We start from the raw sequence: 20,679 nt of genomic DNA on the forward strand, positions 1-20,679 counted from the left end.
TTTTGAAGAAAAACACGCTAAGCAAAAACATACAATAAGCTGCCCATATGGACAGCTTATTTACATAATTCTCGTTATTGGAAGTTCGTTTTTTGCTTCACATCTTCCTATTTTTCAGTTGGTTCTCTTTATTAATGAGTGGACGAATAAACCAGAAGAGAATGAGCATATAACCTACAATGACAAGTATAGACCAAGGTTCTCCTCTTTTGAGTTCGTCAATCAAATGTTCTGCTTCATTCTTTCCTTCGGGGCGTCCTATGCTATAAAGCAGGGAAACAAACGGAACAAGAAGAGCAGTCAAAACAACAGAAGCAAACAACCACTTCTCTTTTTTCTTAAATAAGCTGTACAGAGCTGTTACAAAAGCTAACAATAGAAAAATATAATAAACACTCCAAAACCAAGTAGGAAGTGATTCAAAAGCCATTTGGTTACACCCCTTTCTTATATAAGTGTAATTTTACACAAAATGAGTAATAAATGGAATATTTATCCTGGATGTATTAAAGGATATAAATGTATATTCCATACATGTTCAGTTAACATAACGTATCATTATCGGTAGCCAGGAAAAAGGCGGCCCCTTACTCTCACAGGGAATCCGCCTTTTTTTATTCTAGGGATCTATTCAATTTTTTATACATTCCTATCTTGGCGCGGTTTTAGGGGTCTCGTTTGTTACTGGATTATCCGAAAAATCGTATAAAATCTTGCATGCTCTTTGTTCGTAATAAACTACTATTATATATTCTTCTAACTTCAAAACAAGTGTTTTTCGAATACATAATGATTACCACCCGGTCCTCCATGTACAATAACGAGAGGAACTGTATTATGAGCGGTTCCCATAACTTTACACCAATGCTGAATCTTATTAATTCCTAAAAAGTACACACCATCTTGTAACATATACTGAATCACTTATCCTCTCTCCTTATCGCTCATTTACTACTACCTAAATGTATATATTCTAATCATTAACACTTTTTCCCTTTGAATTTTTTAGCCTCTACTCTCTTTAATATTCTAATTCGAAAATTACTAAAACGGCAAAAAAACAAATTTATTTATAGAGGTTTTATATATCACAATGTTGAATTATTTAATTTAAATTTGCCATACGTAATAATTACTGCTAGGAGGATAACCATGAATGAACCAGAATTTTACGCATATCACATCATTACAAGGAAAAAAATGAATATTGGACAAATCATTCATTTTGACAAAAATCAAACCAATACCCTATATCACTTCTTTTTTGAAAGAGAACAATTAAATTCTAATGGTGAAGACTCTATTCAAATTTTAAAAAGTCATTATACCAATGAGGAATTACATATAAATAATGAAAATGCTAAAATAGTTATGAATTATATAGATCAGACAAGTAGAGCGGTTAGAGAAACGATTGTAGAAATGGTTAGACTGCAAGAATTTCCTGAATATCCTTCAAGGTTGTCTTGCTTATATGCTTCGAAAAGCTATGAAGATGCTTTGAAATGGAAAGCGCTATTTGATTCTTACCATCGAGAAGTTTTGCAGATTGTTAAACTTCGAGTAATTGGTAGTTCTTTTGAAGGTGACGGAAATCTTTTACCGAAAGAAGATGGTATTCCTTTCGCTCAAAAAATTGAACAAGCTAGAGAGTATTGGAAAGGAAATGTTAGAAGTGAACTTCCTGAGCTACTGATTAATGGGAGAATTGAAGTAGTGGAAATTATTGATGACTTTTTGCCAATTTATATTTAATGACTGACTAAATCATATAGGATGGAGAAGGACATGGATATAAGATTGCGAATAATTTCATTGAATTCATTGAAAATTGGTCAAGAGTAGCTTTTGTAGAATGCGAGGATTGGCAGTGGTTACCTTTCACAACCAGTCTTGACAGTGGTCTAAATTCAGATGATACACCCGCAAAAAGATTTATAAATTTGCTGGGACTAGATATATAATTATAAAAAGAGTANNTACTCTTTTTATAATTATATTTGATTAAAGTTGTGTTTTACAGATTATTCATTTCATAACCATTTACAAAATACGTTATCGTTTCTAGCTCATCCTCATTTAATTCTCTACCCAATTCTTGCTTATACGCTGCCTTTACCTTCTCAATATCACCTTTATATGTTTCCGTATAAGTTCCTACTGTTTTCAGCAAATGAATTTCTTGTAAAAATTCAGCCCGGTCTATTGCCTCCCCATGAGAAAGAATATAGGTCTCAGCATCAAATCTCTCTAATTCTTCTATTAATTTAAATGTTCGTTTCGTTGTATAGTTCCTCTTTGCAGAAAAAATATCTGCATATATACAGTCTCCTAAAAACAAAATCTTTTCTTCTTTAATATAAATAACAACGGAATCATGTGCATGGTCCCCGCCCACATGCTTTAACACACATGTCACTTCACCAAGGTCTAATTCCAATTGATTCTGGAACGTTAAGATCGGAGGAATAATTTTAATATTTCTCAATCGCTTACTGAACTCTTTTTTTATACACTCCGCACAAAATTCAATTTCTGTACCTTCTTTCACTCGTGCATCCAACGCCTCATCCGTCCATTCATAAGAAACAAGTTTATTCATCTCTTTTTTTGTTTCAGAATGTGCAATAGACAATGCATCTTGTAGTTCAGGCAATCCAAAAATATGATCCCAATGCCAATGTGTTAATGCTACAAAATCAGGACTTGAAATATTCTGTTCTTTTAGCATTTCTAGAAATAATTGTGCATGTGCTTCTGAATTACCTGCATCAATCATTAAAGTTTTTTCTTTTCCAACGACCATTCCTAATATAGGTCTATCTGTGTCAGAAACTGGTGTCATATACCAAAATGAGTTTCCTATTTTTTTTATTTGCTGCATAACTAATTCCTCCATTTACTACTACCCTCTATAATTCTTAATATTTGTGAAAAATTCTTTTCAGCAGAATGCTCTTGATTTTCTGCTACTACACTTTACCATAGGACGAAAATTTTTTAGAGCATACCTTACTTATCACAACAGTAAAATCAATTTTTTTATACGTCTTTATGATATTGTTCTACAAGTTTATTAATACAAGATAAACAAGCAGTTGAACCTTCTACGGGATGTTCTTCATGACAGATTGAACACCACATCCATTCGTCCCCTCCTGCTTCATTATTACGATTTATTGTGCGTCCTTCTTTACTTGTTCGCTCTTGGTTTCTTGCAGTTCGAATGAGCCGGCGTACAATCCGCTCCGGTTTTATGTAATCCATTGGCTGCGAATCTTTACTTAAATATAAAGGGTGTCTCGGAAATCCATCCCTTGTTTTCCCGAGGCAGTGTAAATGATAACCTTGAAACAATTCATGAATATCTTTGTGCCTATTGTGATACTTACAATTTTCACCCCATGCAGCAATTACCATATCCGCACGGTTCAATGCACGAATCACATGATTTTCGTTTTCAGGACCAATTGCATCTTCTTTACTTACTTGAAGCAATTCTTCACGATTTGTTGCAATATAGGCAAACAAATTTACAATTTCCAATGAACCAAAACCAAGTCCCTTCGCAAAATTGAAACAACGCTTGGAAGTCGCATCTTCGCTATCTTGATTGGCTGAACTTGGATTTAACATAATAAACAGTACTCGTTCTTTATGTGGGTCCCAAATACGTTCTAAAGAATAACGATATGTCTTAGAATCATCAAACAACGCCATACTTTCCATTACTTCTCCCCCTTTAATCCTATCATACTATAATCTGCTCTTCGCTACGAAACATGAAAAAGTAGAATGCAAAAATACACTCTACTTCCTACCTGTATCGTGAATTTTCTGCTAAAAATCAATCTTGTTACAATGGAATAAAATCTGATAAGCTTCTATTTTCTACATCATATCGTGTTGGATTTTCGTATTCAGATAAAGCGAAACTTTAATCAGTGGGGAGTGTCCATCCCCCACTGGTTATTAGCCTTCACCAATCGGGCTTTTACGGGCAGCCCGACTCCCATCTAATTATCTCGCATTTCCCAACTTTTGAGATGGGCGTCTCATTGCCCGTTAAAGCGGGATAAATTCCATTTTGTCTGTAAACTTATTCCCCATTTCATATTTTCACTTGAATTTAATATGGAAATTATAACGAATCATTAGTTTTTTCTCTATAATCAAACACAATTACTTGGACTAATCTAACGTTCCTTTTCGTAAGCTAAAAATAAGTGGAAAGAATCGGAGTGTGATAATATGGAACGTCTATGGATCCCAATGATTGTTACGTTTTTTTCATTCGGTGGATTACTATTAGGCGGTGCTGTTGGCATTGCTACGCGCCAACTTATTGAAGAAAAGATGCATTGTTTATACGCATTATGTGGTGGGATTTTGCTTGGACTTTTATCACTTGAAATTATTCCTGAAACATTTTCAAACTATGAAATCATTGGCCCTATACTTGGTATAGCTATCGGTATTTTAGTTATGAGTTTATTAGATAACTATTGTCATCATCCTATGATACATAGAAAAAATCAACAAGCATGGCAAACCTTCCTTTTTCTCTCTTTCGCTATATTCATCCACAATATGCCGAGTGGCTTTGCCTTAGGCACAGCTTTTATTAATCATGCTGACTCTGCCATTCCATTTTTAATAGCAATCGTCGTTCATCATATTCCAGAAGGATTAGCTTTAATTATCCCCTTTCTCTTTACAAAGCATAAATATATTTCATTTTTATTAACAACTTTTTTACTCTCTCTTATTCTCGGTACCGGTACGATTTTTGGCATTTTGATGGAAGGAAAAGCTCTTCATTTGCAAGGGCTCATTATGGGAAGTGCTATTGGTTCACTTGGCTATGTGACAATTCACGAAATGCTTTGGAAAGCAAAAAAACAGCTCCCTTTCCTTTCATTCTTAACGTGGGCAACTAGTGGCTTTTTACTAATAACAGTGTTTACTCTATTCTCTGGTCATCATTAAAGTTAATAAATTTTCTTGTTTGTATATTTTTCCTTTTTCTCCAAAACATAATAGTATCTACTTATTTATAAGGAGGAATAATTATGTTTGGAAAAACAGCTGGTGAAGCATTAGTTGATCTATTAATTGACTGGGGAGTAGAACACATATATGGTATGCCTGGAGATTCCATCAATACTATTATTGAAGCTTTAAGAAAAAAACAAGATAAAATTAAATTTATTCAAGTTCGCCATGAAGAAGCTGGCGCGTTAGCAGCGGCTGCCTATGCAAAATTAACAGGAAAACTCGGTGTTTGTATGGCAATCGCAGGACCTGGCGCTATTCATTTATTAAACGGTTTATATGATGCGAAACTCGATAAAGCCCCTGTACTAGCAATTTCAGGACAAGTGGAATCTGATTTACTCGGAACAGATTTTTTCCAAGAAGTAAACTTAGAAAGAATGTTTGATGATGTTGCGGTTTATAACCAACGCATTATGTCAGCAGAACAACTACCTGCTGTAGTGAATCAAGCGATTCGAATGGCATATACGAAAAAAGGTGTATCTGTTCTAACCATTCCAGATGATGTTCCGAAATTCGAAATAAAAAATGGTGCTCGTGTTACTAACGCTTCTTTTACATTGCCCGAGTTATTTCCGCAAGAAGAAGATTTAGCTATAGCAAAACTCGCACTTAATGAAGCGAAAAAACCTGTTATTTTAGCCGGGAAAGGAGCAAAACATGCGAGAGAGTCTTTACTTGCATTTGCAGAACACATTGGCGCTCCAATCGTACTTACATTACCTGCTAAAGGGATTATTCCTGATGAACACCCTCTTTGCATCGGTGGGTTAGGATTAATTGGAACGAAACCATCTTATGAGGCAATGAAACATGCGGATACTTTAATTATGGTTGGTACTTCTTATCCGTTCACTGGTTTCTTACCTGAGAAAGCAAAAACACTTCATATTGATACAGATCCGGCTCAAATCGGGAAACGTTATGCGACCGACATCGGCTTAGCTGGTGATGCTGATAAAACATTAAAATGGTTAGTTGAAAATGTAGAAAAACATGAAGACCATTCTTTCTTAGAACACCACCAAGAAATGATGAAAAAGTGGGAAGAAAAATTACACAATCAAGAAGAAGACTCATCCACTCCAATTAAACCACAGCGAGTTATGCACGCTCTGCAGAAAGTAGCAGAAGATGACGCAATTCTTTCAGTCGATGTTGGCAATGTAACAGTATGGACAGCAAGACATTTCCGTATGACAAACCAACAATTTATCATTTCTAGCTGGCTTGCAACACTTGGTTGTGGTTTACCTGGTGCCCTCGCTGGGAAAATTGCGTTCCCGGATAAACAAGTGTTTGCAGTTTGTGGTGACGGCGGGTTTGGGATGACAATGAATGACTTCGTAACAGCTGTTAAATATAAGCTACCAATCGTTGTCGTCGTATTGAACAATAATAAAATTGCCATGATTAAATTCGAACAAGAAGTTATGGGTAATATCGAATTCGGGACCGATTTAACGAATCCTGATTTCGCAAAATATGCAGAGGCATGCGGCGGTATTGGCTACCGTGTTGAGAATTTAGATGAACTACTTCCCGCTTTCGAAAGTGCAGTAAAACAAAATAGACCGTGTATTATTGATGTTGTTGTAGATGTAAACGAAGCACCAATGCCCGCAAAAATCACATTTGGTCAAGCAGCTGGTTATACGAAACATATGATAAAAGAATTATTTGAAGAAGGTAAAATTGATTTACCTCCACTTTAAACGAAAAAAAATAGCTGAAAACAATTTGTCTTCAGCTATCTTTCTTTATTTTTGTACCTCTCTATAAAAAGAAAAATTATTCACATTAGACTGTATTTTCTTCTCTACTTTCAATTCTTTATTTTCCCTCTTCGGTCTCCTCACATTTCCTAGCTTAATCGCATCTTGCATACTATTACTAATATCACGAATGATTTTTTGAGTATTCATATTAATATTATTTACTTGACTATGTCTGTTTTTTCAAGCAACATATCAGCGATATTTTATGTCTATTTCGTATACGTGCTAGCAAGTTCGTTTGCAAACTTGTCAGCGCTTTTTTATAAAAATTGTATAATGCTTTAAAAAGAATGAATCCGTTTTAATCAATCTTTTTCAAAATGGATTCATTTTGTCTCTTATCAATATTCATATGTTACAATAGTACCTGTAGTATCAGTAAAACCATCAAAACAATTAGAGCAACCACCACAACCACCGCAGCCGCCACAGCCGCCACAACTAAAGCAACCGAAACAACCAAAACAACGGAATCCACCACAACGAAATCCACCACCACCACAACGACCACCACAACCACCACAGCGACCACAACCACCACAGCGACGAGCAGCATCTTCTATATAGTAATATGGATATTGATTTTGCTGGTCCCAATACACAATATTTCCAGAATGGTAATCATTCAGGCTTAACGCTTGTAGTTCTTGTTGAAACTTATTCATTTTCATGACCTCCGTTTGTTAACTACAACCCCATCGATGCTTTCCTATATTTCTATTTGTTAAATCTAAGTAGAAATAGCGCTGTAAACTAAGTTCAATACGTACACCAACAAAATATGACCTATCACTAGATGATGCACCTTGTTCATATACCTATTTTTATTTTTTTTACTATGGATTCATTTTTATAAATGGAAATTATATTTTTCCTGGTGCACTTGCTGGAAAAATATAATTTCCAGATAAACAAGCATTTGCAGTATGTGGTGACGGCGGGTTTGGAATGACAATGAACGACTTCGTAACGTCTGTTAAATATAAGCTGCCAATCACTACACGTAAAACTGCGATAACTATACTCGCTCCTACGGTCCATTTTGCCCCTTCTATTATTAATTGAAAAAGATCGCGGCCTTTCGCATCACTTCCAAACCAAAATTTACTAGATGGTGAAAACGGAGCAACCTTTAATTCTCCTTTTTCGTTATACATCATCCTTAGTTCACGAATATTCCCATCGAAAAACAACGTATTCTCAATACTAGCAATCATAAGGACACTTAAAAAAGTTACACCCAACCAAAATCTTAATTGCGATACTTTTCCATCTTCCCCTGCTCTTACTAGTAAGCTTTCAATATTCTCGGGGGTTAAGTAATAATTCCATTCTAATTTCAGCAGCTTTTCTTGGCCCACAGCTTTATCTAATCTATTCCTACTTTCAATCCATTCATCACTCATCTGCCTACCTGTCTTAGTATTACTTAATTGGGCGCCACCATATTTCGCTTCACCAATAATATATTTAGGTGGGGGACTAGCATTTTCGTAAACACCGTCTATTCCGTGAACTATTTTATCATCTAAGCTAGTAACATATCTTAAAGTAAAAAACCTCGAAAGGCATATAGCCAATCAAGGTCAAATTTTAAATACCACCTATTATTTACATATTTTCCCTTCCATACTCTTTTTCCGTCGGTTAAAAATACTGAACTGGGTAGATCATCATAGAGAGAAATTTCAACCAATTATATACACCGCCTTCGCTAGTAGAAGGATGAGATAAAATATGATTTACTTGAAATGCAGTTGCATAATATTCTACGTACGCGGGATCGTCATCAGCTAATCCATTGTCTGTCTCATAAAATGTGTTTGTTTCACCTACAATTCTTAATCCACTGTTCCACTCTAATATGACTTCTACACCTTCATACTCTGTTAATGTTTTAAATAAAGGATCTGCTATCCATAGACATCCTCTTTCTTATTTTATTCTGATTGTTTTGCTGGTACTATATGAGCACCATGTTGTCCATAGTGTATCATTCCTCTATTAGTCTATATATAATGTCCAGTCACAGTGTTATAGTATTTTCCTATTGGTTCACTTATCTAACCTAAAGATAAGTATGTGGTCCTTTTACAATTTGAATTTCTGTTTAAGCTTCTTATATTTTCTATATGAACGTCTAACAATGTTTAACATGAAATATGGTATTTTAACAGGGAAAGGCAATTTATAAATGAAAGGCAAGTAAAATGTAAAATATGCCTTTTCTAGGTCTTTCCACTTACTATCTTCTTTTGTTTTTAAGAAATCAGATACATCGACTACATATCCCCTTCCATTTTCCATCATCACATTTTTCCCGTGAACATCACAAGGAGTTAATCCTTGTTCCCTTGCATACTCTAAAGCTTCATTGATATCAAGGATTACCTGCTTAGGAATTTTAATCCCCTTATGAATAGCATCATATAAGGTAATTTCTTTTAAACGTTTCAATACTATGAAATTTTCTCCTTTATATATAAGCTTCGAATAAGAAGGATGATTTCCGATTCTTCGATATACTTCTGACTCTTTTTCAATTCCTTCTCCTTCTCGCGCGTAAACTTTCACTACCCAATTTTTGTATTCTTTATGCATAAATACTGCGGCATAATTACCTGTCCCTAAACACTTCCAAAGTCTAGGAATATCTTTAACTACTACAGGCTCAAATTCATCCTCACTTCTTATGCTTACCTCTTTTAATAATTCGTTCTTTATCAATCCCACAAAACTATTTATACTCATCATTTCCACTCCGGTTTTGCTAAAAGGGGTCCCACCCCATTTCCATCAACTTAAGAATTTTATAACACCCCAAAACAAAAAATTGTACATTTTCACATGAAGATGTCAATTTTCTCGTTTTGGGGGTATTTATATTTCTTAGCTTGATAGCGATGGCGTACCGCCAACATTTTAACGAAAATATATGCTAAGCAAGATTCAACATAAAAAAACGTCACTTTATATTCTATTCCTACAAGAAATCACAATGTGCGATCCAATCATTTGTTTTATTATTTTTAGCAAAGTAAATTCCGCCGCCATGAATAATCTTTAAATGTGCTTTTGGATCGTCTGTTATTTGAAAAATAAATTCATAATCCGCGGGCCATTGGATACCTGATTGGGCAAAGCAAGCATAGCCTCCTAATTTGTGTATGTAATGATTTTCTTCAAAAATATCCTCGTAGTAGTCAATCTCAATTGTGTTTTCAAGTTCAAAAATTCTATCTTGCATGTTGTTGGGGAAATCTTCCGTATCCCATTGTGGAAACTCATCAGTTACTAATCTTGGTATTAAAGGAAAAGGTTTTAGATTTGGAAACGTAAGTAACATTTCATTCGGTACTAGTTCCTCTAAAGAATCATATTCTCTAATACAAAAATTTCCTGATAAGTTGGACAAATCTTTAGCAAAGTTTGGAGAAAGAAATACTGCGATGGCTTTCATATCTTTTACTGCTTCTGGAACAAAAGGTATTTGAGTTAAATTAAGCATCATGATCGCATACATTTTGTCTTGATAGCGGTCGATTGGGTAAGTTTCATTTGGTAATGAATAGGGAATCTTTCCAATCCAACTTTCATTTATAGATAAATCGGGTCTTTTTCCGCCTGTTTGAAAGATAGTTGCTCTTTTTCTTAGGATATTCTTTATATAATCTATTTCCAAAGTATTTCTCCTCCTAAATATATATTTCGTTTTCTCTTTTTTTATGGGTAATTATATTGTAACAATAATGTATGTTTTTGTTATAACGATTCTTTTGAAAGGTGTTGTTAAGCAGCAATTTTACCTCAATTTATTTGTACATTATTAATCTCCGTTACATAACATCTTAACATTTCCCTTAATTTTCAATATGTTCATTACAGAAATGCTTGATAATGTCTCTCATACACGTATTTATGTATCCCACGCATAGAAAAAAGCCCTTGTTTTTATAACAAGGACTCTTTCGTTAAACTATTTCACAACTTCTTCTTTCGGCATTACCATACCTTTATAAAGTTGGACAGTAATCCAATAATAAATGAAATAAATTACTATGAAGATTCCTATCGGCACCCACACTTTCACAAACGGGTCAACTAATATAAAGCTGAATAAGTTAAGCCCTACTAACACGTGGGAAATTCCAATAATTGCAGGGAAGATAAATAAGTATGAGATTTCTTTATATATACTTTTTGTTAACATACTACGTCTCACACCGATTTTTCGTAACATTTCATAACGACGTACATCACGAGAAGCTCCTGTTAATATTTTGAACATAAGAGAACTCGCCATCATTGCTAAGAATGCAATTCCGAGGAAAAACCCCATAAACATTGTCCCGCTCATGAAACTGTTCATGAACTGATAAATTGTCATTTTCGTATATAAATCTACTTTTGCACCTGTTGTTTTTTCAATTAATTCTTTTTGTCTCTTATCTATGTCGAGCAGCAATGGTTTATATTTTTTCATATCGTCTACTCTTACTAACGTTACACTATGCTCTATTCCTTGAACTGCTTTGTAGTGTTCTTCATCAGCAATTCTTACAGGTTTTCCATTAAATTGATTATGTGTAATTTGTATTTCTCTTACAACTGCATCTTCCCAATCTTTTGGCATAGGAGGAAGTTTTTTCGCTACTTCGGGAGCTTCCAAAGCAGAATAGACAGGTTCAGTTAAAGGTTCAGCCACACGTTTACGAGCAGGTTCTTTTAAAGTTTTTGTATCAAAGTGATCAGAAACAAGTGGCGGTTTCGCAGTTAAATCGTCACGTAAGTAATAAACCGCTTCTCCATCTACTTTATACTTATACTTACTTTCTTCAACAATTTCCATTTCTTCTAATGCTGCTCTATCTTGTTCATTTGGATCATGAATTACAACATCATATACACGTGAGAAGTCTGTCATAATGCCTACATTTTTTTGAAACGCCATACCTGCTGTCATTGCCCCTGCACCTAATGCAATTAGCATCGCTACAGTGCCTAATACTCTCGATAAACTATTTACTCGAAAGCGTAGCTGTGCATATGTAAAACTATTTAAGCCCGTTTCATTTCGTTTTTTGTTCCCTTTAATTTTCATCACAAAAAATGGGAGCAATGAACTAAAGATAAAATATGTTCCCAGTGTTGTAACGATTGTCGCTATTATAAAACCGACTTCAGCAAATTTTTTTATATTCACCATAAAATAGTACCCTGTACTTACTAGCAATACACCAAGTACGGTCATTATAATAATGCGAGTTTTACTTTTCTTCACTTCATCTAGTGTTTCATCTTCACGAATTAACTCTAGTTCTGTTTTACGTAATAAACGGATGCTATTCATTAAACCAGTAATAAAAAATAGTATTAAGAAGAATATAGCTGTAACTATGATTGCTGGTGTATATACAGATGAATAACTACCTTTTGCTGAAATCTCCATGCCATTCATTAAAAAGTTTCCCGCTACACTTGCTAGTAACATTCCTACTAAAATACCGATAATAATACTGACAATACCCATACCAAATGTTTCAATAAATAATAATTGCGCTACTTTTTTCTTTTTCGCTCCAAGCATCATGTACATACCGAGTTCTTTTCTTCTTAATGTAAGTAAAAAAGAATTAGCATATATAATATAAAATACGGTAATGAACGATAGTAATATGGCACCAACCCAGAATACGAGTCTAATACTACTAATAAGACTATTATCTTTCGTAAATTCACTATTCATCGCCATCGTTTGGAACATGTAGAAAATACTAATACTAATAACGAGACCAATAAGTAAAACCATATAATCTTTTAACATTTTTTTCATACTATGACGTGATAATTTGAATAACATATTCTCGCCCCCCTACTTCGACTCAATAGCTGAGCCCATATGAGCGAGCACACCTAAAATGTCTTGATAGAAATTTTCTCGTGTTCCTTGACGCTTTAACTCTTTATAAAGAAGACCGTCTTGAATAAATAAAATACGCTCACAGTAACTCGCACTAAACGCATCATGTGTAACCATCAAAATACTTACATTGTGATTTTCATGTAAATCTTGCATCGCTTCTAATAAACTTTTTGCGTTTTTACTATCAAGCGCCCCAGTCGGTTCATCTGCTAATACGATTGCCGGATTATGTACTAAAGCTCGCGCTGCCGCTGTTCTTTGTTTTTGTCCACCAGAAACAGCAGTCGGATATTTTGTTAAAATTTCAGTAATCCCTAGTTTCTTTGCTACTTCATTTACCTTTCCAGTAATCTCACTTGACGGTATGCCTTGTAGAGAAAGTGGTAAAGCAATATTTTCATAAATTGATAAGTTTTCTAGTAAGTTAAAATCTTGAAAAATGAATCCTAATTTTTGAGAACGAAAATCCGATAATGCATTACCTTTCATAGAAGTAATATTTGTGCCAGCTATTGTCACACTTCCACCTGTCGCTTGATCAAGTGTACTAATTACATTAAGTAATGTCGTTTTTCCAGATCCAGAAGGACCCATAATCCCTACAAACTCTCCTTCTTTAATACTTAATGAAACACCCCTTAATGCTTTTGACTGATTCTCATTTCTTTTCCCATACGTTTTTTCTACACTTTCGACAGTAACTACATTTGTTGACATCACTTTCACTCCATCCCTTTTGTATAGTATAAATTTCTCATATATTTCTTATCTTTTTCTCATGTAAATCCTTAAGAATTTTTTAACTTTTCAAATATAAAGAGTTACATAAGTACCATGAACCTATCTCCTACTTCATATTCTCACTTTTCTAAAACTCGTTCATTCGATTTCCCTTACATTTACCTTACAATTTTGTAAGGTAGAAAAGAAAATACACCACTTGGAAATAAACCGCAAAATCGGGACACAGATTAAAACACCCAAACAATCTGCTCCAATTCACTTAACTCTTTTGCCCCATTCCCAAAAGGATATTGTTTTCCTACAAATAATTGAAAACAATACGTTTGATCTGTACGATACCATTTCATCCATATCTTAATTTGAGAAACATTTTAATTCGGAGTAAATGTCCCTCGATTACTATTGGCTTTAGTTGTAATATCCTTAACCGTAATGGAGTCCATCCCTTTTTCATGTATTAATTCAGTTCATGCATCACGTATTGCTTCTTTAGTACGAGCTATACGTAAATCAGTATATGCTTTTGCCAATTTTTCCCCTCCTAAATTTTTTTAGACATATTTTTATAAGGTGTTCAGAATACAACAGATCAGCTATTTCTGTTTATTGAACGCATGCGATACACAAACTATAATAATAAATATAAATAACCGACACTATGTTGGTTAAAAAATAGGAGGTATAAAAATGAAAAACCAAGTATCACTAGTAGTTGAACATGAATTGAATGACGTAACACCAAAAATGATTGACTGGTGGTGGGATAATATTGATAACTCTGAACGATATAAACTATGGCACCCAGAAGAGCATGTTGATTTTAAGTGGTTAGTTGACCCTAAAGTACATGGACACGTAGGAGCCATATCAGCTTCGATTGAATCTGCGGGGGATGGACTAGAATTTCCACTAAGAATTAGATGGGAAGACCCTAAAGATTGTCCTATAAATACCCATTACAGCCATGTTTTAATGGGTTCATGTTTAGATGATGATGACGATGTAATTTCACAAGTAATACATCAATACGAAAAATCCGAAAACGGTACAGTAATGACTTCTACATTCATTTTCCCGAAAGGATTACCACCATTTATTAATCTAAGTGGTTTATATAAACACAATGTAGAAGAAATGAGTCAGTTCAGTAAATTTTTACCGCAACTTTTTGAAGAAAATCTGTAAGACAACTTAACAGCTTTACTTGTAATAAGTGACTAACTAGAAAACAAATTGGCCTCCAATGTTTTAGATACGTCTAAAATACTGGAGGCCATTCAATATCGAATCAATCAATTTCCACTTTACTTCTTCTCGGTAACATACTCTTCCCTTCAAATGAAAAACACCTCCATTGAAATTACATACTTAGTATGCCAATTCAGGAGATGTTTTTTCATGTACCACTATTCGAGTTCACTTCATTAAAATGGTGTATTTTCTAATCAATTTTTATTTTCTATTCTTTATTTCCTCTTCAATACTTGCCGCAAATATATTTAACGAAACAACTTCCGACTTCTCTTCTCCATATTTCCGTACATTTACAGCTTTGCTTTCCATTTCTTTATCACCAATAACGAGAACATACGGTACTTTTTGCATTTGTGCTTCTCTTATTTTATATCCTAATTTTTCATCTCGCATATCTTGCTCAACACGAATACCAGCTTGCGCTAATTTATTTACCACTTCATTTGCATATTGTTCATGTACTGCATTTGAAACTGGAATTACTTTTACTTGAACTGGTGCCACCCATGCCGGGAACGCGCCTCCAAAGTGCTCAATTAATATTGCTAAGAAACGATCTAAGGATCCTAAAACTGCTCGGTGAATGACAACTGGTCTTTTCTTTTCATTCTTCTCATCTATATAATTCAAATCAAATTTCTCTGGCATTTGGAAATCAAGCTGGATTGTTCCGCACTGATGACTTCTATTTAAAGCGTCTTTAATATGGAAATCAATTTTTGGTCCGTAAAACGCACCGTCCCCTTCATTTAGTCTATATTTATAATTCAATGAATGTAATACATTTTCTAATGCCGCTTCTGCTTGCTCCCATAATTTATCATCACCCATTGAATCTTCTGGACGAGTAGAAAGCTCTACTTCATATTCAAATCCAAAAGTTTTATATACGTAATCAATTTGCGCCATTACTGATTTGATCTCATCTTCAATTTGTTCTGGTGTTACGAATAAATGAGCATCATCTTGGCAGAAAGTACGAACTCTTAATAATCCGTTTAAAGCACCACTAAATTCATGTCGATGTACTTGACCAAACTCACACATGCGAATCGGTAATTCACGATAAGAATGCAATTTATTTTTAAACATAAGCATATGTCCAGGGCAGTTCATCGGTTTTAATGCAAAACTTTTATGATCTACTTCTGAGAAATACATATTGTCCTTATAGTGACCCCAATGCCCTGATTTCTCCCATAATTCTTGGTTCATCATGAACGGAGTGCGTACTTCTTGATAATTGTACTCTTTTTGAATGCCTCTTAAAAATGCTTCTAATTCGTTACGAATAATCTGTCCTTTCGGTAAATAAAACGGCATTCCCGGAGCCTCTTCAGAAAACATAAATAACTCCAATTCACTACCTAACTTACGATGATTTCTCTTTGCTGCTTCCTCAACAAAATGTAAATACTCTTCTAATTCTTTTTGAGAAGAAAATGCAACACCGTATATGCGCTGAAGCACTTGATTGTTACTATCACCTCGCCAATATGCACCAGAAACGTTAGTTAATTGAAATGCTTTCAAATACCCTGTAGATGGTAAATGTGGTCCTCTACATAAATCTACAAATTCACCTTGTTTATAAAGTGTTACACTTTCCTCATTAGGAATTGCTTCTAAAAGTTCTAATTCCAAGTGATCTTTCATTTCTTGAAACAGTTTTGCAGCTTCTTCTCGAGAAACTTCAACTCGCTCTATACTTATATTTTCACTTATAATCTTTTTCATTTCCTTTTCGATTTTCGGTAAATCTTCAATGTTTACACTACTTGGAAGATCCATATCATAATAAAATCCATTTTCAATAACAGGCCCTACTCCAAGATTTATATCACCATATAATCTTTTTACAGCTTGCGCTAAAATATGTGCAGCAGAGTGTCTTGCAATTTCTACACCTTCATTTGAATCTATCATAACGATTTCTACTTCCGCATTTTCTTCAATATTTCGGCGTAAATCATATAACTGATCATTTACTTTCCCTGCGACTGCTTTCTTTTTTAAACTACTGCTAATGGATCCAGCAATTTCTTCTAAAGTAATTCCTTTCACAAACTCTTTAACACTACCATCCGGAAATTTAATTTCAATCATCTGTTCTTTCATTTTTCATCTCTCCATTTCATAATAAAAAGCACACTCATCCCTAATATAGGGACGAGCGTGCTTATACCCGTGGTTCCACCCAGATTCCCATCACAAAAAGTAATGGCTTCTTTTACGGTAACGTCGTTTACACGGCACTAGATACTTAATTTCCCCAGTGCAGCTCTAAGGTGGTAAGTTATTTTTCTGCGTTAGGAAGTTCTCAGCTTTCCTTCCTTCTCTGTATAACCGGGTAAAATAACTCGTGTCCTTTTCTTCGCTTATTATGAAATTGAATGCAAAAAAGCATATTCATCCCTAAATATAGGGACGAATATGCTTTTATTCGTGGTTCCACCCAGATTCCCATCGAAAAAAGACGATGGCTTCTTTTGCGGTAACGTCGCTTACACGGCACTAGATACTTAATTTCCCCAGTGCAGCTCTAAGGTGGTAAGTTATTTTTCTGCGTTAGGAAGTTCTCAGCTTTCCTTCCCTCTCTGTATAACCGGATAAAATAACTCGTGTCCTTTTCTTTGCTTTTAAAAGTACATCCATTAATTGTTATTTACTATATCTTATTCATTTTATTTTTGCAAGTGTTAAAAAACATTATTTATTTAATTTAAAAAAGTGAAACCAAAAAAATTTGGTTTCACTTCTCAATTTTACCAATCCTGTGGTTCGTAATTTAAGTCTGAAAATAGACGACGTTTCTCTTTCTTCGTTAAATCTCTCCACTGTCCAACCGGTAAATTATTCAACTCTATATTCATAATTCTCGTACGTTTTAACGTGTATACTTGATAACCTAAAGCTTCACACATACGGCGAATTTGGCGATTCAATCCTTGTGTCAAAATAATTTGGAACTCATATTTTGATAACTGTGTGATCTCACAAGGAAGCGTTTTCGTTCCTAAAATTTTCACACCAGCTGCCATTTTCTCTAAGAAATCAGGTGTAATCGGCTTATCTACTGAAACGATATATTCTTTCTCATGTTTATTTTCAGCACGTAAAATTTCATTAACAATATCACCATCATTCGTTAACAAAATCAAACCGTCTGAGTCTTTATCGAGACGCCCAATGTGACTAATTCGTAAAGGATGATTCACTAAATCGATAATGTTACCTTTTACAGCTTTTTCACTTGTACATGTAATACCTACCGGTTTATTTAAAGCGATATATACGTGATCTCGAGCAATTCGAAGTTGCTCTCCATTTACGCGCACATCATCACCTGGATTTACTTGGTCACCAATTTTTGCAACCTTACCGTTAATAATTACTCTTCTCTCATTAATTAATTTATCTGCTCCACGTCGGGACGCTTTTCCAGCTTCACTAATAAATTTATTGATACGCAAATTAGGCACATCCTTTTCTAAACAAAATTTCAAGCTCACACTGCTACTACCGTACAATACAAAAGGGTAAGCCTTCTATTATAACTTAAATATATTAACATGAAAGGGTATATGACGTCTTCTATTAATTACTCGTTTATAAGAAAATATCTTTATTATACATTCATTTATGCACTTTTTCTGCGCTTAATATACAAGCCATTCTTCCTTACATACAGCTTGTTTTCCTTTTATCTCTTCTATATCTTCATGAATACTAGCTAATTTATATAGCTTTGGAAAAACCTCTTCCACATAATTTTGATGTGCCTTTTCATCTTTCCAATAAGTTAACAATATGTAACGGTTTTCATTTTTTAAAGACTTCGCCACTACTCCACCTAACATCCCTTTTGATTGTTCCATTCCTTTATTCCAAATTGTTTCTTGTTTATGTAAAAAGTACTTTTCCTTTCCCAACTTTATATCACATATGGCAACTCTTACGAATGAGCCTTCTGTAACAACATCTTTCAAAGGCGTATCAATTATATCGTACAACGTTTGAAATAGTTCTATTTCACATGAAAGGAACGTATCTTTTTGATTACTATTTAAATAAATTGTATCGTGAGCACCATTCATAAATGATTGATATTTACTTCTATCTTCCCATAAAGTAAATACACATGCCTCCTCTTCACTCCATCCACCAAATTGCCCATGAAAACCATCTAAGTGCTGTATATCACGCCATTTTTCTTGTGCTCTTGAAAATAATTCCTTTTTCTCTTCTGCTACCTTACAGTAGATTGTTTTTAGTAACATTTTTAATTCCCCCTTATCTTACATTCCATTTCCCATCTGCAATACTTTCTACTTTTTCCCCTAAACGAATATTATTTTTACTCTCTATTTCTTCAGCTCTTATATGTATTAAAGAAGGCCTTTTCATCTCGTATCCTTGTTCAACACACAGATTTATCTTTTCTGTTCCAAAAATTACGATACTTTAAAAGATACGCTGCTAAACATCCATTTGAACTTCCTGTTGTCACATCTTCCGGGATCCCATAATAGTCTGCAAAATCACGAACATTTAGATCATTTGTTTGTTTACATAACATGATTATATTCTTCTAGTTATCTATAGTATTCAAAAAAACATCCGCTCTTTCTATCAGCCATTCACCAAACGTACTTAAAAATAATAAAATTTCATTTATATCATTTATCGGTTCAATTACATATTGTAATGCCTTTCTCATATTTTTTTCTTGTTCGGGAAAATGCTTACTAAATAATTCATAGGCAGGATATAAGTCTCTGGAGTAAAGTCCTTCTCTCTCAATTGTCAATGCTAGACCTGACCTGATTATTATCTTCATAATCCAACGACAACAATCCGCTATATCTTCTACGCCTTTATTATGTATTAACTCTTTGCGTGCTTGTCCAATTTGTTTCCCAAATTGAATAAGATGTTCATAGGCTAACTCCTGACTTACTTTATATTTAGGTAAAGACAATGTTACATCTTCACCAAATATACATACTCCATGTGTCTGTATCATGAAGCTTATAAAAGAAAAACTCTTGGAATTTATCACCTCTTTTTTACTGTAAAAACTCAATTCCACTCCTGTTATACAATTAAACTTTTGCAAACTTTGAACTTCTAGTTTCTTTCGCCAGCTTAAGTCTATTAATTTAGGATCCTTTCGTACTACTATAATCACATCTATATCTGCAACTCCTTCAATTCCAATCCCCCTTGGAATTGAGCCTCTTATATAAACACTGTGTAAATCATCCTGTAACAATTCACAACAAGTATTTTTTATTTCTCGTATGGCCCCCATAAATATAGGTTGAACTTTTTCAATATGTGCATCATTTATAATATATCCTTCATCATCAGTAGGACAAAAACGACCTATCTTTTTTATACTTGGCAAATTATCATCTCATCTCCATACTAAATATTATTTTATTCTATACACATAGTAATTATAATTCAAATAATTCAGAATTATAATTCGAAAAAGATAGGAAGTAAACAATCCTACAATACCATTCACTTCCTATCTCTTTTATTATCAATTATTTTTCAAATAAATAATATGTAATTTCTCCCGGATAATGTAATATCGTTACCTTCCTTTCCCCTTTTTTAAAACTAACAGTATGCCCGTTTTCGCCTAAGTCCTCCCATCCAATTACCTTTTTAATAGGCATTACACTTATATATTTATAATCCTCTTCATTATCATCGTTAATATGAATTGCTGACATTGGCACTGGAAAATCTTTAATTTTAGATTCTTTATTCATAAATATGAATGCAATTAAACTAACTAATAACACAGCAATTGAAATATTTGAAACTAGTTTTCTTCTATTCATTTTCAATAAAAACCCTTTCTTCTCGCATAGTACTTTCATCATTTTACTAAATTCGATTATTTAA

General features: G+C 34.0%; 18 protein-coding genes, 9 pseudogenes and 2 other annotated features. Of the genes and pseudogenes, 6 read left to right on the forward strand and 21 right to left on the reverse strand.

Annotated elements, in window-relative coordinates; genetic code table 11:
- Positions 1 to 97 precede the first annotated feature (97 nt).
- Positions 98 to 430, reverse strand: a complete 333-nt coding sequence (locus COC96_RS00935; RefSeq protein ID WP_098768111.1) for a hypothetical protein — start codon at positions 428 to 430, stop codon at positions 98 to 100.
- A 285-nt stretch (positions 431 to 715) separates the two neighbouring features.
- Positions 716 to 924 (reverse strand): annotated as a pseudogene (locus COC96_RS00940) (alpha/beta fold hydrolase); the annotation flags it as partial.
- A 228-nt stretch (positions 925 to 1,152) separates the two neighbouring features.
- On the opposite strand from COC96_RS00940, the gene COC96_RS00945 reads away from it, so the two are divergent.
- A complete protein-coding gene (locus COC96_RS00945; protein ID WP_098768112.1) occupies positions 1,153 to 1,755 on the forward strand; it encodes a DUF2441 domain-containing protein in 603 nt (200 codons plus the stop codon).
- Between the two features lie 20 nt (positions 1,756 to 1,775).
- Positions 1,776 to 1,964 (forward strand): annotated as a pseudogene (locus COC96_RS28320) (SMI1/KNR4 family protein); the annotation flags it as partial.
- A 53-nt stretch (positions 1,965 to 2,017) separates the two neighbouring features.
- Here the strand turns inward: COC96_RS28320 and COC96_RS00955 are convergent.
- Together COC96_RS00955 and COC96_RS00960 are read right to left on the reverse strand one after the other, a co-directional pair.
- A complete protein-coding gene (locus COC96_RS00955; protein ID WP_098768279.1) occupies positions 2,018 to 2,884 on the reverse strand; it encodes an MBL fold metallo-hydrolase in 867 nt (288 codons plus the stop codon).
- A 158-nt stretch (positions 2,885 to 3,042) separates the two neighbouring features.
- Complete coding sequence (locus tag COC96_RS00960) at positions 3,043 to 3,729, reverse strand: DUF1643 domain-containing protein (RefSeq protein WP_098768113.1); 687 nt, start codon at positions 3,727 to 3,729, stop codon at positions 3,043 to 3,045.
- Between the two features lie 522 nt (positions 3,730 to 4,251).
- On the opposite strand from COC96_RS00960, the gene COC96_RS00965 reads away from it, so the two are divergent.
- Positions 4,252 to 4,989, forward strand: a complete 738-nt coding sequence (locus COC96_RS00965; RefSeq protein WP_098266745.1) for a ZIP family metal transporter — start codon at positions 4,252 to 4,254, stop codon at positions 4,987 to 4,989.
- 83 nt (positions 4,990 to 5,072) lie between these two features.
- A complete protein-coding gene (locus COC96_RS00970; RefSeq protein ID WP_098768114.1) occupies positions 5,073 to 6,773 on the forward strand; it encodes a pyruvate oxidase in 1,701 nt (566 codons plus the stop codon).
- Between the two features lie 45 nt (positions 6,774 to 6,818).
- On the opposite strand, the pseudogene COC96_RS28645 reads toward COC96_RS00970, so the two are convergent.
- Together COC96_RS28645 and COC96_RS00980 are read right to left on the reverse strand one after the other, a co-directional pair.
- Positions 6,819 to 6,956: pseudogene (locus COC96_RS28645) on the reverse strand (peptide ABC transporter permease); the annotation flags it as partial.
- Positions 6,957 to 7,177: 221 nt separating this feature from the next.
- Positions 7,178 to 7,501 carry a heterocycloanthracin/sonorensin family bacteriocin gene (locus tag COC96_RS00980; RefSeq protein ID WP_142339937.1) on the reverse strand — a complete coding sequence of 108 codons (324 nt, stop codon included), beginning with the start codon at positions 7,499 to 7,501 and terminating at the stop codon, positions 7,178 to 7,180.
- Between the two features lie 208 nt (positions 7,502 to 7,709).
- Between COC96_RS00980 and COC96_RS28325 the strand changes: the two are divergent.
- Positions 7,710 to 7,832, forward strand: a pseudogene (locus COC96_RS28325) (thiamine pyrophosphate-dependent enzyme); the annotation flags it as partial.
- On the opposite strand, the pseudogene COC96_RS00990 reads toward COC96_RS28325, so the two are convergent.
- The 9 genes and pseudogenes from COC96_RS00990 to COC96_RS27710 form a co-directional block, all read right to left on the reverse strand.
- Positions 7,826 to 8,140: pseudogene (locus COC96_RS00990) on the reverse strand (hypothetical protein); the annotation flags it as partial. The pseudogenes COC96_RS28325 and COC96_RS00990 overlap by 7 nt on opposite strands.
- Before the next feature lie 242 nt (positions 8,141 to 8,382).
- Positions 8,383 to 8,753 (reverse strand): annotated as a pseudogene (locus COC96_RS27825) (hypothetical protein).
- Between the two features lie 23 nt (positions 8,754 to 8,776).
- Positions 8,777 to 8,845 (reverse strand): annotated as a pseudogene (locus tag COC96_RS28330) (polymorphic toxin type 50 domain-containing protein); the annotation flags it as partial.
- Between the two features lie 82 nt (positions 8,846 to 8,927).
- Complete coding sequence (locus COC96_RS01010; protein ID WP_141536018.1) at positions 8,928 to 9,587, reverse strand: serine/threonine protein kinase; 660 nt, start codon at positions 9,585 to 9,587, stop codon at positions 8,928 to 8,930.
- A gap of 232 nt (positions 9,588 to 9,819) precedes the next feature.
- On the reverse strand, positions 9,820 to 10,518 hold the full coding sequence (locus tag COC96_RS01015; protein ID WP_098768116.1) for a DUF1963 domain-containing protein: 699 nt from the start codon (positions 10,516 to 10,518) through the stop codon (positions 9,820 to 9,822).
- Between the two features lie 294 nt (positions 10,519 to 10,812).
- On the reverse strand, positions 10,813 to 12,696 hold the full coding sequence (locus COC96_RS01020) for an FtsX-like permease family protein (protein WP_098768117.1): 1,884 nt from the start codon (positions 12,694 to 12,696) through the stop codon (positions 10,813 to 10,815).
- Positions 12,697 to 12,708: 12 nt separating this feature from the next.
- The gene (locus COC96_RS01025; protein WP_098266739.1) at positions 12,709 to 13,476 is read right to left on the reverse strand and encodes an ABC transporter ATP-binding protein; all 768 of its coding nucleotides are present in this window, start codon (positions 13,474 to 13,476) and stop codon (positions 12,709 to 12,711) included.
- Positions 13,477 to 13,745: 269 nt separating this feature from the next.
- Positions 13,746 to 13,874, reverse strand: a pseudogene (locus COC96_RS01030) (IS3-like element ISBt2 family transposase); the annotation flags it as partial.
- A gap of 12 nt (positions 13,875 to 13,886) precedes the next feature.
- A pseudogene (locus tag COC96_RS27710) lies at positions 13,887 to 14,033 on the reverse strand (TetR/AcrR family transcriptional regulator); the annotation flags it as partial.
- A gap of 157 nt (positions 14,034 to 14,190) precedes the next feature.
- Between COC96_RS27710 and COC96_RS01040 the strand changes: the two are divergent.
- Positions 14,191 to 14,688, forward strand: coding sequence for a DAPG hydrolase family protein (locus tag COC96_RS01040; protein ID WP_098266738.1), 498 nt, complete (start codon positions 14,191 to 14,193; stop codon positions 14,686 to 14,688).
- A gap of 267 nt (positions 14,689 to 14,955) precedes the next feature.
- Here COC96_RS01040 and thrS read toward each other — a convergent pair whose 3' ends face one another.
- From thrS to COC96_RS01075, 6 genes are all read right to left on the reverse strand, one after another.
- Positions 14,956 to 16,875: a threonine--tRNA ligase gene (gene thrS / locus COC96_RS01045; RefSeq protein WP_098768118.1), complete on the reverse strand. Its 1,920-nt coding sequence runs from the start codon at positions 16,873 to 16,875 to the stop codon at positions 14,956 to 14,958.
- Between the two features lie 44 nt (positions 16,876 to 16,919).
- Positions 16,920 to 17,141, reverse strand: a binding site (T-box leader).
- A gap of 36 nt (positions 17,142 to 17,177) precedes the next feature.
- Positions 17,178 to 17,400 (reverse strand) — a binding site (T-box leader).
- A gap of 122 nt (positions 17,401 to 17,522) precedes the next feature.
- Positions 17,523 to 18,230 carry a 23S rRNA pseudouridine(2604) synthase RluF gene (gene rluF / locus COC96_RS01050; protein ID WP_141536019.1) on the reverse strand — a complete coding sequence of 236 codons (708 nt, stop codon included), beginning with the start codon at positions 18,228 to 18,230 and terminating at the stop codon, positions 17,523 to 17,525.
- A 186-nt stretch (positions 18,231 to 18,416) separates the two neighbouring features.
- Positions 18,417 to 19,037, reverse strand: a complete 621-nt coding sequence (locus COC96_RS01055) for a YdbC family protein (RefSeq protein ID WP_098266736.1) — start codon at positions 19,035 to 19,037, stop codon at positions 18,417 to 18,419.
- Between the two features lie 140 nt (positions 19,038 to 19,177).
- Positions 19,178 to 19,336, reverse strand: coding sequence for a PhzF family phenazine biosynthesis protein (locus tag COC96_RS27450; protein WP_071709612.1), 159 nt, complete (start codon positions 19,334 to 19,336; stop codon positions 19,178 to 19,180).
- Between the two features lie 12 nt (positions 19,337 to 19,348).
- Complete coding sequence (locus COC96_RS01070; protein ID WP_098768119.1) at positions 19,349 to 20,167, reverse strand: nucleotidyltransferase; 819 nt, start codon at positions 20,165 to 20,167, stop codon at positions 19,349 to 19,351.
- A gap of 145 nt (positions 20,168 to 20,312) precedes the next feature.
- A complete protein-coding gene (locus COC96_RS01075; RefSeq protein ID WP_098768120.1) occupies positions 20,313 to 20,657 on the reverse strand; it encodes a hypothetical protein in 345 nt (114 codons plus the stop codon).
- Between the last annotated feature and the right edge of the window lie 22 nt (positions 20,658 to 20,679).

Origin of the sequence: Bacillus cereus, from assembly GCF_002577405.1 — a bacterium.
Taxonomy (GTDB): domain Bacteria; phylum Bacillota; class Bacilli; order Bacillales; family Bacillaceae_G; genus Bacillus_A; species Bacillus_A cereus_AU.